Below are 15,107 nucleotides of genomic sequence, written 5' to 3'. Positions count from 1 at the left end.
CCGGTACTAAACACCATTATTATGCAAATATATGCTTGGGCGTTGCGAAAACTCTCTATTTTACAGTACTCAATGCGAAGAAGCACTACTTAGTAGTGCAATTCGTCGCGTTAACTCGTGATATCTCTTTTTAGAGGCATCATCTTTCAAACCGGCACCGACCAACTCCGACTGTTCAGCCTTAATGGCATCAAGCTCTATTCGTCGCATGGCATCATTCCATTCAGTTTGCGGATCGGGTAGATCTTCTTGCGCTAATAATTCTGGGCTCACAGACGCCAATATGCCTTCCAGATCGGATCCCGGTTCAGCAGCTTGCAATAAAGCACCCGCATGGCGTGCTCCGCTCGCGTTGGCCAGTGCGATAAGATCCCGGACAAGTGCTAGATGGGGGCCTCGTTCAAGTATTTCAAGTTGTTGGTCCCCTAAACTTGAAACAAGTTCCGGATGAGCCAATAATAATCGCAGCAGCCGTTTCGCCATGGGTGTAACCGTACGGCCCTTATTGCTCTGGCCAAACGTCGGCTTGTGCCGGACCAATGGCTCGGGCGGGGAATCGTCGGCGCCATACGAGCCAAAATCATCCGGCTCGAACATTGGCGCATCCATAAATCCGTCCGGCTCTTCATTGTCAGCCGATTCCCGCCTGTTTTTTTGCAGCGGCGCGGCAGCATGCGAAGCCGGCTCGGGCGCCGCAGGCGCCTGCATCTCGGCAAGCATTTGGCTTAACTCTTCCGGCGTCAGCAAGACCAGCTTGGCAAACTCGCGCTCGATCTGAAGCCGCAGCGTCCCTTCGGGCAGCGAAGCAAGCAAAGGCTTTGCTTCGTGTACGCATGCCGCCCGCCCTTCGGCCTCGTGCATGGCATGATGTGAGGCCAATTCTTCGAGCATAAAGCGTGACAAGGGAACCGCCTCAGCGGCTGTGGCCTTAAACGCTTCCGCACCATATTCCCGAATATAGGAATCCGGGTCGTGATCGGCAGGAAGAAATAAGAAACGCATCGAGACATCGTCGCGCACCAACGGCAAACAGGTATTCAGTGCGCGCCAGGCGGCACGCTTGCCCGCCTTGTCGCCATCAAAGCTGAAGACGATTTTATTGCTTGCGCGCAATAGTTTCTGTATGTGAAAAGCCGTGGTAGCGGTTCCCAGCGTAGCAACCGCATTGGCCAGGCCATGCTGCGCCAGCCCCACGACGTCCATGTAGCCCTCGACCACTAGAACGTATCCTTCACTGCGAATGCCCGCGCGGGCTTCCCATAAACCGTAAAGCTCATGCCCTTTGGAAAACAGCGGCGTTTCCGGCGAATTAAGGTATTTGGGCTCACCCTTGCCGATAATACGGCCACCGAACCCGATCAGATTCCCACGCTGATTGCGAATGGGAAACATAATGCGTTCGCGGAAACGATCGTACCGCCGCCCGTCCTCGGCTTCGATTACCAGCCCCGACTCGACCAGCAAGGGATCTTCGTATTGGGCAAAGACGGTCGACAAACCGCGCCTGTCGGCACCTGCCCATCCCAATGCGAATCGGGCAGCAGTTTCGCCGGATAAGCCTCGCTGCTTCAAATAGTGCACCGCAGCACGCGAACCTTTAAGTTCGCTTACGTAGTGGGCCTGCGCCATGTCCAGTATGTGCTGTTGCCGCGAGACTTCGTCCTTGCGGAGCTTGTCTGCTGCACGTTGGCGCGGACTGCGCGACTCTTCAGGCACAGTCATACCGGCCGTTGCCGCAAGGCTACGAATAGCCTCGGGAAAATTCGCGCCGGTATGTTCAATTAGAAAAGTGATAGCGCTACCATGCGCTCCGCAACCAAAACAGTGATAAAACTGTTTGGTGGGACTTACCGTAAATGAAGGGCTTTTTTCGTTGTGGAACGGGCATAGGCCAAGTAAATTGGCCCCACCCTTGCGCAGCTGTACGTATCGCCCGACGACGTCAACAACATCTATTCGGGCGAGGAGATCCTGAACAAATGATTCAGGTATCAATCAATACAGACGCGGAGGCAGTTGTTGGCTGCGGATGCGTTTGTAGTGGCGCTTGACCGCGGCAGCGTGCTTGCGTTTACGTTCAGCAGTCGGCTTTTCGTAAAATTCGCGCGCGCGCAATTCAGTCAAAAGACCAATTTTTTCGATAGTGCGCTTAAAGCGGCGCAATGCGGCTTCAAACGGCTCGTTTTCTTTCAGACGAACGATAGGCATGTAATCTTAAGCCTTGCAGGTTATGAATTAGTGGATATTACGACAACCTAAGAGTTTAACATGAAAACGGTATTCATGGACTTATAGACTGCCAACTGGATACTGCTCGCGCATCGATGGGCGCTCTACTGCTGTCTAATTACGCACGCCCTTACGCACCCACGCCTCGAGCTGATGAGGACGAATGCTGTCGTAATCCTCGAAAGGCTGGTGAATCCAAGGGTTGGTAGGCAATTTTTCTACAAAGTAATCCGGAGTTGCCTGCGAATGCCCCTTCCACCATAGTACCGCCGTTTTGAGCTCGCTAATGGCGGGAAACTGGGAGAGCAAGTGGTCGCGGACCCGGCCGAAGGTCATGCCGGTGTCGACCATGTCATCAACCAGCAACACACGGCCGTCGAGGGTGCCACGTGTAATGGTTATGAACTGAGCGATATCAAGCTGCCCTTGTTCGGTTCCCGCAGCTTCGCGATAACTGCTTGTGGCTAAAATACCAAGAGGGACGTCAAATATACGGGACAACACATCGCCGACACGAACACCACCGCGGGCCAGGCACACGATTTTATCGAAATGCCAATTTGATTCATGTACCGTCAGGGCAAGACGCTCGATAAGAGCGTGATACTGATCCCAGCTGACCCAGTGGTCGCGGTCAGTGCTTGGATTATTCATAAGCTGGCGTGTCCGGTAAACTTTATTCTTGAAAAGCCCATAATGATAAACCGTACATCACCCAGCGAGAAGGTAGAAATGAAAAAACCCCGAATTCGGCCATGAATCCGGGGTTTTCTGTTGCTATTAAACGCAAACCCGCTTTAAAGTCGGCTGGCGGCGTCGCCCGCTTCGACGGTATTTAGCGATCAGCCTTTAAACGGATGACGCAACACGATCGTTTCAAGACGGTCAGGACCCGTAGAAACCATATCAATCGCCACATCGCACACTTCAGAAATGCGTTCCAGGTAACGGCGAGCGTTGACGGGCAGCTTATCGTAGTCGGTCACACCGACGGTGGATTCTGTCCAGCCTGCCATCTCTTCCAGGACTGGCTCTGCTTCGGCGGCAGCATGCGCACCATATGGCAGCACGTCCACGAATTCACCTTTGTAGCGGTAGCCTACGCCTATCTTGATCTGCTCGACACCATCAAGCACATCGAGCTTAGTTACGCACAGGCCCGATATGCCGTTGATCATGACCGAACGCTTCATGGCAGCACCATCGAACCAGCCACACCGACGGGGACGTCCTGTTACTGAACCAAATTCCTTGCCGACGGTGGCCAGGCGAGCGCCAGTATCGTCCAAGAGTTCGGTTGGGAACGGGCCTGAGCCGACGCGAGTCGTATAGGCCTTTGCAATACCCAAGACGTAGTCGAGCGACTGAGGGCCGACCCCAGCGCCTGCAGAGGCGGCACCCGCCACGCAATTGCTGCTGGTGACGAAGGGATAGGTTCCGTGATCGATGTCCAGCAACGCGCCCTGTGCGCCTTCAAACAGGAGCTTGCTTCCGGCCTTTTGGGCAATGTAGAGATTATGCGATACATCGGCCACCATGGGCTTGAGCACCGGTGCCAATTCCATTGCCTGATCGCGCACCTCGTCGGCCGATACGGCCTTGCCGCCCAGATACTGGGTAAGCACAAAATTATGAAAATCGAGGACTTCGGCGAGTTTTTCATCGAAGATTTCAGGATCGTATAGATCTTGGACGCGCAACGCCCGCCGACCAACCTTGTCCTCGTAGGCGGGGCCGATGCCGCGCCCTGTCGTGCCGATTTTGCCCTCGCCCTTACGCGCTTCGCGTGCCTGATCAAGCGCAATATGGTAGGGAAGAATCAGAGGGCAGGCCGGCGATATTTGCAAACGCGACCGCACATCTAGCCCAATCGCTTCAAGCTCGGCAATTTCCTTGAGCAGCGCTTCGGGAGACAGCACGACGCCGTTGCCAATATAGCAAGTGACGTGAGGATGCATAATGCCAGATGGGATCAGGCGCAAGATCGTTTTCTTGCCATTGATCCAAAGCGTATGCCCTGCATTGTGACCGCCCTGGAAGCGGACCACGCCCTGTGCCGATTCAGCCAGCCAGTCTACGATCTTGCCCTTGCCTTCGTCACCCCACTGAGTGCCGATCACCACAATATTCTTGCTCATCTTACATATCAAAAAAAGTTTCGGCCCGACATGCACAAGGCCAAAGTAGGTTTAAACCATCCGATAAAGCAACCCGGCGTAGCGGATTACTGAATCGCCCTTACCTTCCATGCCCCGTTATCCAGAACCAGTTCCCGATCAACGGTAAATTCGTCGAGGCGATGCGTTTGCCCAGGAAGGACCTGCACCACGATCTCACCGGAGTCGCGCAAGGCGCGCAGCGCACCGACCAACGCTACGTCGGTACCCCAGGGGGCGCGAATCGCCATGGCCACGGGTGCTGGTGGCAAGCCTGAAGAAAGCTTACGTAAATCCAGACTGAATCCTGTAGCCGGACGCGAACGCCCGAAAGCCTTGCCTACCCCATCGTAACGCCCGCCTTTGACCAGAGCGTCGTGCCAGCCTTCCGCGTAGATCGAAAAAACCACACCGGAATGGTAGCCATAGCCACTGCCCATATCGGCTAAGTCGATGCTGAACTCGTGCGTGGGAAGCGCACGTATCAGGGCCTCGAGGTCGTCCAGGGCTCGCCGCAATGCGGGCAATGCAGGCAACGTTTCACGAGCCTTGGCGATAACTTCAGTGCCGCCGTATAACGAAGCGAGCGATAGCAACGCCTGCACGGTCACGGGTTTGATATCGGGCAGACGCAACGCCAGCGAACCAAGCGCGGGAACATCTTTTGTACTGAGCAGATCGGAGATTTCGTCGACCGAATCAGCAAGTGCCGAGTCAGAATCAACAATCGCCCTGAGCACGCCCGGATGGTTCAAGTCGAGCCGAGCGCTGCTTACCCCTGCGCGCTTGACGCTTTCCAGCGCCAGTTCCAGGATCTCGATATCGGCTTCGACACCCGCATGCCCGAAGATCTCGGCCCCGATCTGGAGCAGCTCGCGATCAGAAAGCAAACCCGCCGGACGAGCATGCAGCACCGAACCACAATAACATAAGCGCGTCACCCCTTCGCGATTCAACAAATGGGCATCAATGCGCGACACCTGAGGCGTTATATCTGCGCGCACGCCCAAGGTGCGACCGGAGAGCTGATCAATCAGCTTGCAAGTACGCAAATTAAGCGCGCCACCGGTGCCAGAAAGCAGCGAATCGATATATTCGACCAGAGGCGGAGCGACCAGTTCAAAACCGTACGTGCGATACAGGTCGAGTAAATTACGACGCAGTTCTTCAATACGGCGAGCCTCGGCGGGCAGAATATCGGCCAGACTTTCTGGCAACAACCAATTGGACATCACGCGGTCCTGAAAAAGCATTACAAAATTACCGCCAAACAAAAAGCGACTTGGGGCGTAAGCCCGCCAAGTCGCTTGCGGTAAAAAGGTTAACAAAACTTACGCGATAGTATAGACGATAGATTCGAATAAGGAAACCATCGAACTATCGTCTACCGGCCTATGGTGTCGCGGGTTTTGCGCCTTGAGGAGAATTCCAGAACTTGAAGAAGTCGGATTTCGGACTGAGAACCAAGGTGTCGTTAGGACCTGAGAAGGCCGCACGATATCCCTCAAGACTCTTGTAAAAACCGAAGAATTCAGGATTTTTTCCGTAGGCGCCAGAATAGAGGGCAGCTGCCTTGGCGTCGCCCTCGCCCCTGATGCCTTGCGATTGCGCATAGGCCTTGGCCAAGAGCTCTTGGCGCTGACGGTCGGCTTGTGCCCGGATACGCTCGCTGTCGGCGGCACCGGTGGCGCGCAGGCGGTTCGCTTCCTGTTTACGTTCGGCTTCCATGCGTCGATAAACCGATTCGGAAATTTCCGGAGCAAAGTCAATGCGGCGCAGGCGTACGTCGATGACTTGAACACCCAAAGGCTTGGCTCGTGCCTCGACCGTGGTCAGGACTTCTTTCATGATGGTGTCGCGTTCGGTAGAGACGACTTCCTTCACGGTGCGTACGTTAACCGACGCGTTCAATGCATCGCGAATCTGGGCTTGCAAGCGTTCAACCGCAGCCCGATCGTTGGCGCCAAAAGTAACGTAGAACAAGCGCGGGTCAGCAATACGCCACTTCACGAAAGAATCGATCAGCAGGTTTTTCTTTTCCGCCGTTTGGATGCGTTCCGGATCGTTGGTTTCGATGGTCTGCAGACGCTTGTCGAGGCGAACTACGTTCTCGAAAGGCGGCGGGAATTTAAAGTACAAACCGGGTTCGGTGATGGTATCGCGCACCTCACCCAAAGCGAACACCAGTGCGGCATCTCGTTCGCGGACAACGAATACGCAGGAAGAAAGAATTGCCAGGAAAATGACCAGGCCGACTAAAGCGGGGAAAAAACGTTGCATCATGGCCTCCTAGCGTGAATACGGACTCGTTAACAGCGAGCTCTTTGCGGGAGCGCTGCTATCGGGCGTACGGGTTTTGGCAGGAGTATTTGTCGCCTTGGCCGGCTGCGCTGCAGCCGCTGCGGCGGCCGCCGAACTTTCGACCGTGGCGCCTGAGCCGCTACGAGAGCCGGCAGCCTGACGCATGATCTTGTCCAGGGGCAAATACAGCATATTGTTGCTTGCCTGCGAGTCGATCATGATCTTGCTGGAGTTCTCGAGAATTTCTTGCATAGTCGATAAATACATACGCTCGCGAGTAACGTCAGGAGCCTTGGCGAATTCCACTTCAATGCTGGTAAAGCGCGAAGTATCACCTTCGGCATCGCCAATTACTGTGGCACGATAACCTTCGGCTTCTTCAACCATGCGGGCAACCTGACCCTGTGCTTCAGGCAGTACCTTATTGGAATAGGCATTACCTTCGTTGATTTGTCGCTCACGATCCTGGCCGGCTTTTACAGCGTCGTCGAAGGCTGCCTGAACTTGCTCGGGCGGCTGGACGTTCTGGATAGCGACAGTACTGATTTGAATACCGGTCTGGTATCGATCGAGTATGTTTTGGGCAAGCTTCTGTACTTCGTTGGCCACTTCAGTCCGGCCCGAATACAACACGAAATCCATAGGCTTTTTGCCGACGATTTCGCGCATGGCGGTTTCGGCAGCCTGCCGCACCGATTCATCGGGCTGGCTGGTCTTGAACAGGTAATCGGGCGCGCCTGTGGACATCAGACGGTACTGCACCACAAATTGCAGATCGACGATGTTTTCGTCAGTCGTGAGCATCAGCGATTCAGGCAACACCTTATTGCGAGCCGTTCCGCGATAGCCGACTTCAAATGTACGCAACTGCGAAATATTAACCATCTGGTGATTTTCAACGGGGTACGGAAGACGCCACTGCAAACCGGGAGGCAAAGTCTTGGTGTACTTGCCAAATTTGGTCACTACGGCCACCTGGCCTTCTTGGACGATAAGAAAGCCACTGGCCAGCCACAGGCCGACGATGATGACGGCAACGATGCCCACCAGCTTCGGAGACCCTTTGGGAAGCTGGGGAATACCACCGCCAGAACCGTTATTGTCGCCACCGCCAAAACGATTGCCACCACGCTTGGGCTTTCGTCCGAAAAGGGACCCCAGGCGATTATTGAAATCGCGCCAGACCTCGTCGAGGTCTGGTGGACCGTCGCCCTTAGGACGGCGAGGCGGCTCTGAACCGTTATTGTTACCACGACCCCAACCCGGATCGTTCAAATTAAATATTTTCGATATTTGTCGCATTATTTCCCGCGATTTGACCTGATTCGACAATTGCCCCACGCAAACCATCTAAACCGGCGCGCTTTAGAGCGCTCACAAAAACTCTTGCAATCGTACCATGTTCGTTACGTTCGACTCGAGGCTCGTACCCTGCTTCATCTATTTTGTTATATACAAGTATTTGAGGTATTTCGTCAGCACCGATGTCGCGCAATACTTTGTGGACTTCCGAGATTTGCTCATCCCGCTGAGGACTGGACGCATCCACCACATGCAACAACAGATCGGCCTGAACCGTCTCTTCGAGCGTGGCGCGAAAAGCGGCGATCAAGGTAGGCGGCAAGTCACGTATGAACCCCACCGTATCAGAGATGACCACTTGGCCCGCGCCTTCTATCCATATGCGCCGCGTCGTCGTATCCAGTGTCGCGAACAACTGGTCGGCGGCATACGCGCCCGCGCGCGTCAACGAATTAAACAGCGTTGATTTGCCAGCGTTGGTATAACCCACCAGCGATACCGACAAGATGCTTCCACGCGATCGCGACCTTCGTTGGGTAGTGCGCTGGCGCTGGACTCGTTCAAGCCGTTCTTTCAACAGTCGAACCTTGTCGCCGATAATCCGGCGGTCCATTTCGAGCTGAGCCTCACCAGGCCCGCGCATGCCGATCCCGCCCCGCTGGCGCTCCAGATGAGACCACATCCGGGTCAGGCGAGTCGATAAATGCTGCAACTGCGCCAGTTCAACTTGTAGCTTACCTTCATGACTTTTTGCCCGAAGGGCAAAGATATCAAGAATAAGGGCTACGCGGTCAACCACCCGGCGATTGAAGCCATTCTCGAGATTTCGTTGTTGGCCCGGTGTAAGTGGCTGATCGAAAAGTATGATTTCGGCCTGAGCCTCGTCAGCAATCAATTTAGCCTCATCAAGCTTGCCACTCCCGATGAACAAGGCCGCGTCAGGCCGGGCCCGCCGAGCGACGACGGTCGCAACAATTTCTGCGCCCGCGCCCTTGGCGAGCATAACGAATTCGTCAGCGTGCGCCTGATAGTCGGGCTTGCCGAGATCCACATGAATGATAAGGGCCTTCATCGCTGCAGCCCAAACGAAATACCCGCCGGCACGAGGCACACGGCGGGTGTTTCGCGAATATTTTGAAGCGGAGGATTACTCAGAAGGCTCATCCACTTGAAAGACTACCGGACGCGCAGGCACCACGGTGGAAATTGCGTGTTTGTAAACCATTTGGGTAACGGTATTACGTAACAGAACGACATATTGATCAAATGACTCAACCTGACCTTGCAGTTTGATTCCGTTAACCAGGTAAATCGATACGGGCACGTGATCCTTGCGTAAAGCATTTAAAAACGGATCTTGTAGTGTTTGCCCTTTATTGCTCATTGGCTAGGCTCCAATTGTGTTGTTATAAAGTGATTTGGTGAAAGGATCTACTGTACAGGGTTTTCCCTGATCGCGCTGGGGCTGGGCCCATCGAAACACCAGTATGAACACAATTTTAATGGGTTTTCAATAATATTTCGGACAAGGTATTACAAAGGCGCTCACTGTTTTCACGAGTACCGACGGTAATCCGCAAAAATCGGTCTATTCTGGGTAGACTGAAATGGCGCACTAAAATGCCATTGTCCCGTAATGCTTGGCTGAGCGCCGCGCCTTCGTGATCGGGATGACGCGCAAAAACGAAGTTAGCGTGCGACGGTAAAACTTCGAATCCAAGCGTAGCCAATTGTTTCACAAGCCACTCACGTGTCTGGATAATGGCTTGCCGACCCCGTTCGAAGTACGCAGTATCTTGTATTGCTGCCACAGCCCCCGCTTGCGCAAGACGGTCTAGCGGATACGAATTAAAGCTGTCCTTGACGCGCTGCAGGCCCTCGACGATTTCCTTGCTGGCAAGGGCGAATCCTACACGCAAGCCGGCCAGAGAACGCGACTTGGACAAGGTATGGACCACAACAATGTTGTCGCACTTTCTTAATAAAGCCACAGCCGAATCTGCACCAAAGTCGACATAAGCCTCGTCGATGACCACCGGCACGTCGGGGTTGGCCATGGCAATCGCCTCGATATCGGCCAAACCAAGCGCTATGCCGGTCGGCGCATTCGGATTGGCAAAAATAATCCCGGCGGGCTTAACAGCGTGATGCGCTGTGTAATCAGACACCCGGATGGAGAAATCTTCGGCCAGCGGAACAATCTGGCAGGGAATCTTGTATAGCTGACAATACGTGCGATAAAAACTATAGGTGATGTCAGGCATGAGCAAGGGACGGTCAGCATGACGGAACAGGCCGTTAAATATGTGGGCCAGCACTTCGTCCGAGCCATTTCCCGGAAACACCTGGGCCGCCGTCAGGCCATGCAACTGGGCTACAGCCTCACGTAAAGAAGTCGAGTCGTTGTCAGGATACAGGCGCAAGCCATCGTTGGTGGCGGCCCTGATCGCTTCAAGTGTGCGCGGCGACGGTCCAAATGGGTGCTCGTTCGTATTCAGCTTGAGAAGCTGCGCTATCTTGGGCTGCTCGCCAGGCGTATACGGCGCCAGTTCAATGACATGATCACTCCAGAAACGACTCACTATGCCCCCTGTATGTATGGGTTATGCGAAGATTTGAATTCGATGCGCAACGGTGTGCCTTCCAACTTGAACGTCGTGCGGAAACGGGTTTCAAGGTAGCGTCGGTAGGAATCCGAAATGGCGTCCAATGCATTGCCGTGGATGACAATAAGCGGTGGATTTTGTCCGCCCTGGTGGGCATATCGCATTTTCGGCCGGAATATGCCTTTTCGCGGCGGTGGCTGCTGTTCGACGGCCGCCTGTAGAATTCGCGTAAGTTTTGGCGTAGAAAGCTTGGCAAACGCGGCGGCATGTGCCGAATTGACGGACTTGATCAGTGCGCTCACGCCCTGACCATTCAACGCCGAGATGGTGTGCATTTTCGCGAAAGATAAGAAGCGCAGTTTGCGTTCAAATTCACGCAGGATGCGTTCGCGCTGCTCACTGTCCAAGCCGTCCCACTTATTGATGCCTACGACAAGGGCCCTGCCAGTCTCGAGCACAAAGCCAGCTATATGGGCATCTTGGTCGGAAATTTCAGCTTGTGCGTCAAGCAGCAGCAAGACTACGTTACAGGCTTCGATGGCTTGCAATGTCTTGATGACCGAAAACTTCTCGACGGCTTCGAATACCTTCCCGCGCCGTCGAAGACCCGCCGTGTCGATCAGGGTATAAGAGACTCCGCCTCGTTCAAATTCGATTTCGATGGCGTCACGCGTGGTACCTGGCATATCGAACGCGATCACGCGCTCTTCGCCGAGTAGCGTATTGATGAGGGTCGATTTGCCGACGTTGGGGCGCCCCACAATGGCCAGCTTGATACGATGATTGACGACATCGGCGTCGGCCTCGCCTGCGTCGGTCTCATCGTCTTCGAAAGCGGCATTTGCTTCATCCAGATCGGGGAAGGCTTCATGGGGTTCAACTATGGCGTCGTTTTCGTCAGCGTCTGCGTCGAGGTACGACAAAGCCAGTTCGATGAGGTCGACCACCCCATCGCCATGCGAGGCAGAAATAGGATGTGGTTCGCCCAATCCCAGTTCGTGAAATTCAGAAGCGGCCGAACCATAACGCATGCCTTCGGCTTTATTTACTGCCAGCAATACGCGCTGGCCCGTCTTGCGTAGCAGCCGCGCAATCTCGTGGTCGTGCGCATTGATGCCGGCGCGCGCGTCCACCAAAAAAATGACGACATCAGCTTCGGCGATCGCTTGTTGAGTCTGGCGCGCCATTTCGAGCAGAATGCCCTCTTTAGCAACGGGCTCGAACCCCCCCGTATCGACGGCGATGAAGGGGTGTCTGCCGACCCGCCCTTCTCCGTAGTGACGATCGCGCGTCAGACCCGAGAAATCAGCGACCAGGGCTGCGCGTGAGCGGGTAATCCGGTTAAACAACGTGGATTTGCCCACGTTGGCACGGCCTACAAGGGCGACTACCGGTTTGAACTTAACACTATTCAATTGACACCAACCAAAACCAAATTGCCATTACCTGTTTGTACCAGCACACCTCGATTGGTGGCCAGCAATGGCGACGTAATGGCGTCGCCACCGACTTGTACGCGACCCAGCAATTTGCCGTCGGTACGCGATAAGAAATGCACATAGCCCTCAAGGTCGCCAAAGGCAACTGCCTGTGGGACGACCGCGCCAGATGACAGACGGCGATTACGCAACGCGCTTTGCTTCCATACTTCCTGGCCATCGGCCAAGCGGAAACTGTGAACCACGTCGCGCTGATCGGCCGCATACGCTTGCTGTGAATCGCTGGTCATACCCGTGTTGCTGGAAAAACGCTGTTCCCACACGGGACGCCCGCCTTGCGCAACATCAAAACATACCATGCGGCCCTGGTAGGTAACGCCACAAAGCAGCGGGCCTTGTATTTGAGGCGTACCGACTACGTCACTGATGCGTTCAAGGTCGGTGGCGCCCTGCGAGGCCGAAACGGTGCCTTCCCATTGCACACTACCGTTATTGGCGGCGATTGCAATAAGGCGCCCATTGGGCAGGCCTGATATCAGCAGACCGTCGACGATGATCATCTGCATATTGGTTTTGAGCGCCAGCGCAGGACCCGGACGCTGAATATTCCAACGCGGTTCGCCTGAATTTTCATCAAAAGCCTGAATTCGGTAGTCGCTGCTGCGAACGACTACCACGCCGGAACCGACTACCGGTGGAACATTGACCGCACTGGTCGCCTTGGCGCGCCACTTCTCGGAGCCCTGATCATCGAAGGCCACGATGGTGCCGTCGGCCGCCGCAACGACCGTCGTACGACCGTCGGAACCGACACCCGCTGTGAGATCGGACTTGGCATCGGCCCGCCACTGTACGCGACCGGATGCAAGATCGACCTTGCTGACGGTGCCGTTCGGTGCCGCGGCATAAGCGGAATCAGCAACAATGACCGGAACGAATCCGTAACCGCCACCACTGCCGATAGATACCGACCACGCCACCTTGGCCGAAACGCCGGCGGCATATTCTGTTAAGGGTGTGGGATCGTAGCGCGGATTCCTGTTAGAGAACAACGAGCACCCGCCTAGCGCGACGACACTAATCGCCAATACGGTGTTGCGCAAAACACGACGAGTAACGGCAATCTGCATAAATCAGGCTCCACCTAATGCATCAATTTTCAATCGAACGATTTGCGCCACAGGATCGGACCCGAGCTCTTTTAATGCGTTTTCCCAAGCCGTTCTGGCTTCGGCGATCTTGCCCTGCGCAATAAGAATATCACCACGGCGGTCAGCATATAGCCCAGCAAATGCTGCCGACGGGCTGCTTAGCTGCGCCAAGGCCTGATCGTACTGTTTTTGTTCAAGCAATACACCTGCGAGGCGAAGCTTGGCTAACGAAACGAGAGATATGTCCGATCCGTTTTTGCTTAGCCATTCCAGTTGCTCGCGGGCTCCATCCAGATCTTTACGCGACTGCAAGGCCTGCGCCGCAATCAGGACACCGCGGGAGGTATAGCCCGACTTTGGAAAATCGCTGCGCAATGTCGTGCTGGCGGCCTTGATCCGTGCTACGCCGTCGTCGCCCTGTTGTCGCGTGGCACTTTCAAGGGCTTCGAAGTAGCTCATGGCCTGCCCGGCCTGATGCCCTTCGTACCACTGCCAGCCGCGCCAGCCGACGATACCGGCAACAATGACGAAAACAAGTACGGCGCATACGGTGCCATAGCGATCCCACCATGCTCGTAGGGCGTCCAGCTTTTCCTGCTCTTCTAAATCATAAGCCATGCTTAAACCTTTAATTTCAATTCTGTGACAAGGCGATCAAGTGCAATCGTTTCTTGTTGGGGTTGCTCTTCGCCCTGTTCTCGCAGCCATTTGACGCTGGCCGTTTGTGAGGCAAGTTCATCGGCACCCAGGATGACGGCTACCGTTGCGCCACTGGCGTCGGCACGCTTGAACTGGGATTTGAAGCCAGCGGAACCGGCGTGGACAATGACGCGTAGACCGGCGTCTCGCAACGATTCAGCCAATTGTGCCGCTAAACGCTGGGCTTCGGGTGCTTGATGAATCATGTAAACCTGGCATTCGGGCGGCGAAACTTGCTCTCCCGACTGCGAGCACAGGTCCAGTAATCGCTCTACGCCAATAGCGAACCCCACCGCTGGAGCAGGCTTGCCACCCAGCAGCTCGATAAGCCCGTCGTAGCGGCCGCCGCCGCACACTGTACCTTGCGCACCCAGACGGTCAGTTACCCATTCGAAAACAGTCAGGTTGTAATAGTCAAGACCACGCACCAACCGCGTATTCAGGCGATATTCAATTCCGGCATCAGCCAACCGCATACACACACCATCAAAATGCGCTAGTGATTCGGTGCCAAGAAAATCGAACAAACGCGGCGCGTTATTTGCCATTTCCTGCATTGCTGGATTTTTTGTATCGAGCACGCGCAACGGATTGGAATACATGCGCCGCTGCGCCTCGGCATCCATTACGTCCTTATGCTGTTCCAGATATTCAATAAGGGCGGCACGATGTGCAGCGCGCTCATCGGCGTGGCCCAGTGAGTTCATTTCGAGTCGTATATCATTTAGACCCAGCATCTTCCACAGCCGTGCCTGCATCACGATAAGTTCGGCGTCGACGTCGGGGCCTGCGAACCCGAGAGCTTCGACATCGATCTGGTGAAACTGACGATATCGTCCGCGCTGAGGCTTTTCGTGACGGAATACCGGTCCCATGGCATACACCCGTTGCGGCCGATCGTACAGAATATTATGTTCGATCGTTGCGCGAACCATGCCTGCTGTGAATTCGGGCCGAAGGGTTAGCTGTTCGTTGTTAAGGGCATCGGTGAATGTGTACATTTCCTTTTCGACGATATCCGTAACTTCCCCTATTCCTCGAGTAAATAAACGGGTCTGCTCTAGTACCGGTGTGCGCATATTGCGATAGCCGTAAGCAGAAAGCCAATCGCGTACGATATCTTCCAAGGCTTCCCACTGAGCGCTGGTGTCGGGTAGAACGTCTTTCATGCCGGTAAGGGCACGAACCTTTTGAAACGACTGCGTCATAAAATTCTGGTTTTCC

14 protein-coding genes are annotated in these 15,107 nt (G+C 54.8%); all 14 read right to left on the bottom strand.

Annotated elements, in window-relative coordinates; translation table 11 throughout:
- Window positions 1-69: 69 nt before the first annotated feature.
- The 14 genes from dnaG to hisS all read right to left on the bottom strand — a co-directional run bounded on the left by dnaG (window position 70) and on the right by hisS (window position 15,091).
- Entirely contained in the window at window positions 70-1,995 is a 1,926-nt protein-coding gene (dnaG, locus tag EKL30_RS15435) for a DNA primase (RefSeq protein ID WP_126708140.1), read from the bottom strand.
- A complete protein-coding gene (rpsU, locus tag EKL30_RS15430) occupies window positions 1,996-2,208 on the bottom strand; it encodes a 30S ribosomal protein S21 (RefSeq protein WP_102068946.1) in 213 nt (70 codons plus the stop codon).
- Between the two features lie 135 nt (window positions 2,209-2,343).
- Entirely contained in the window at window positions 2,344-2,883 is a 540-nt protein-coding gene (locus EKL30_RS15425) for a phosphoribosyltransferase (RefSeq protein ID WP_126708139.1), read from the bottom strand.
- A 188-nt stretch (window positions 2,884-3,071) separates the two neighbouring features.
- Window positions 3,072-4,367 (bottom strand): adenylosuccinate synthase, encoded by a 1,296-nt coding sequence (locus EKL30_RS15420; protein WP_199748586.1) that lies wholly within the window; start codon window positions 4,365-4,367, stop codon window positions 3,072-3,074.
- A gap of 86 nt (window positions 4,368-4,453) precedes the next feature.
- Complete coding sequence (locus EKL30_RS15415) at window positions 4,454-5,617, bottom strand: ATP phosphoribosyltransferase regulatory subunit (RefSeq protein WP_126708137.1); 1,164 nt, start codon at window positions 5,615-5,617, stop codon at window positions 4,454-4,456.
- A 160-nt stretch (window positions 5,618-5,777) separates the two neighbouring features.
- A complete protein-coding gene (gene hflC, locus EKL30_RS15410) occupies window positions 5,778-6,665 on the bottom strand; it encodes a protease modulator HflC (RefSeq protein WP_126708215.1) in 888 nt (295 codons plus the stop codon).
- A gap of 9 nt (window positions 6,666-6,674) precedes the next feature.
- A complete protein-coding gene (gene hflK / locus EKL30_RS15405; protein WP_126708136.1) occupies window positions 6,675-7,988 on the bottom strand; it encodes an FtsH protease activity modulator HflK in 1,314 nt (437 codons plus the stop codon).
- Window positions 7,963-9,060, bottom strand: a complete 1,098-nt coding sequence (gene hflX, locus EKL30_RS15400; protein ID WP_126708135.1) for a GTPase HflX — start codon at window positions 9,058-9,060, stop codon at window positions 7,963-7,965. Before hflX ends, hflK begins: the two co-directional genes overlap by 26 nt.
- A gap of 75 nt (window positions 9,061-9,135) precedes the next feature.
- On the bottom strand, window positions 9,136-9,372 hold the full coding sequence (hfq, locus tag EKL30_RS15395; RefSeq protein WP_073101368.1) for an RNA chaperone Hfq: 237 nt from the start codon (window positions 9,370-9,372) through the stop codon (window positions 9,136-9,138).
- 115 nt (window positions 9,373-9,487) lie between these two features.
- Window positions 9,488-10,570 carry a histidinol-phosphate transaminase gene (hisC, locus tag EKL30_RS15390; protein ID WP_126708134.1) on the bottom strand — a complete coding sequence of 361 codons (1,083 nt, stop codon included), beginning with the start codon at window positions 10,568-10,570 and terminating at the stop codon, window positions 9,488-9,490.
- Complete coding sequence (gene der / locus EKL30_RS15385; protein WP_126708133.1) at window positions 10,570-12,009, bottom strand: ribosome biogenesis GTPase Der; 1,440 nt, start codon at window positions 12,007-12,009, stop codon at window positions 10,570-10,572. The genes hisC and der overlap by 1 nt, the downstream gene beginning before the upstream one ends.
- Window positions 12,006-13,163: an outer membrane protein assembly factor BamB gene (bamB, locus tag EKL30_RS15380; protein ID WP_126708132.1), complete on the bottom strand. Its 1,158-nt coding sequence runs from the start codon at window positions 13,161-13,163 to the stop codon at window positions 12,006-12,008. The genes der and bamB overlap by 4 nt, the downstream gene beginning before the upstream one ends.
- A gap of 3 nt (window positions 13,164-13,166) precedes the next feature.
- Window positions 13,167-13,802, bottom strand: coding sequence for a tetratricopeptide repeat protein (locus tag EKL30_RS15375; RefSeq protein WP_126708131.1), 636 nt, complete (start codon window positions 13,800-13,802; stop codon window positions 13,167-13,169).
- A 2-nt stretch (window positions 13,803-13,804) separates the two neighbouring features.
- On the bottom strand, window positions 13,805-15,091 hold the full coding sequence (gene hisS / locus EKL30_RS15370; protein ID WP_126708130.1) for a histidine--tRNA ligase: 1,287 nt from the start codon (window positions 15,089-15,091) through the stop codon (window positions 13,805-13,807).
- Between the last annotated feature and the right edge of the window lie 16 nt (window positions 15,092-15,107).

Origin of the sequence: Candidimonas sp. SYP-B2681, assembly GCF_003971065.1 — a bacterium.
In the GTDB taxonomy this organism is placed as follows: Bacteria; Pseudomonadota; Gammaproteobacteria; order Burkholderiales; family Burkholderiaceae_B; genus Pollutimonas.
Note: the sequence above shows the minus strand (reverse complement) of the source record. Positions and strands in the feature narration are given on the sequence as shown.

What these genes read in the sequence shown, in the direction of transcription:
- rpsU (WP_102068946.1), bottom strand. Translation starts at nt 2,208, where the DNA reads ATGCCTATCGTTCGTCTGAAAGAAAACGAGCCGTTTGAAGCCGCATTG.
- EKL30_RS15425 (WP_126708139.1), bottom strand. Translation starts at nt 2,883, where the DNA reads ATGAATAATCCAAGCACTGACCGCGACCACTGGGTCAGCTGGGATCAG.
- EKL30_RS15420 (WP_199748586.1), bottom strand. Translation starts at nt 4,367, where the DNA reads ATGAGCAAGAATATTGTGGTGATCGGCACTCAGTGGGGTGACGAAGGC.
- EKL30_RS15415 (WP_126708137.1), bottom strand. Translation starts at nt 5,617, where the DNA reads ATGTCCAATTGGTTGTTGCCAGAAAGTCTGGCCGATATTCTGCCCGCC.
- hflC (WP_126708215.1), bottom strand. Translation starts at nt 6,665, where the DNA reads ATGCAACGTTTTTTCCCCGCTTTAGTCGGCCTGGTCATTTTCCTGGCA.
- hflK (WP_126708136.1), bottom strand. Translation starts at nt 7,988, where the DNA reads ATGCGACAAATATCGAAAATATTTAATTTGAACGATCCGGGTTGGGGT.
- hflX (WP_126708135.1), bottom strand. Translation starts at nt 9,060, where the DNA reads ATGAAGGCCCTTATCATTCATGTGGATCTCGGCAAGCCCGACTATCAG.
- hfq (WP_073101368.1), bottom strand. Translation starts at nt 9,372, where the DNA reads ATGAGCAATAAAGGGCAAACACTACAAGATCCGTTTTTAAATGCTTTA.
- bamB (WP_126708132.1), bottom strand. Translation starts at nt 13,163, where the DNA reads ATGCAGATTGCCGTTACTCGTCGTGTTTTGCGCAACACCGTATTGGCG.
- EKL30_RS15375 (WP_126708131.1), bottom strand. Translation starts at nt 13,802, where the DNA reads ATGGCTTATGATTTAGAAGAGCAGGAAAAGCTGGACGCCCTACGAGCA.
- hisS (WP_126708130.1), bottom strand. Translation starts at nt 15,091, where the DNA reads ATGACGCAGTCGTTTCAAAAGGTTCGTGCCCTTACCGGCATGAAAGAC.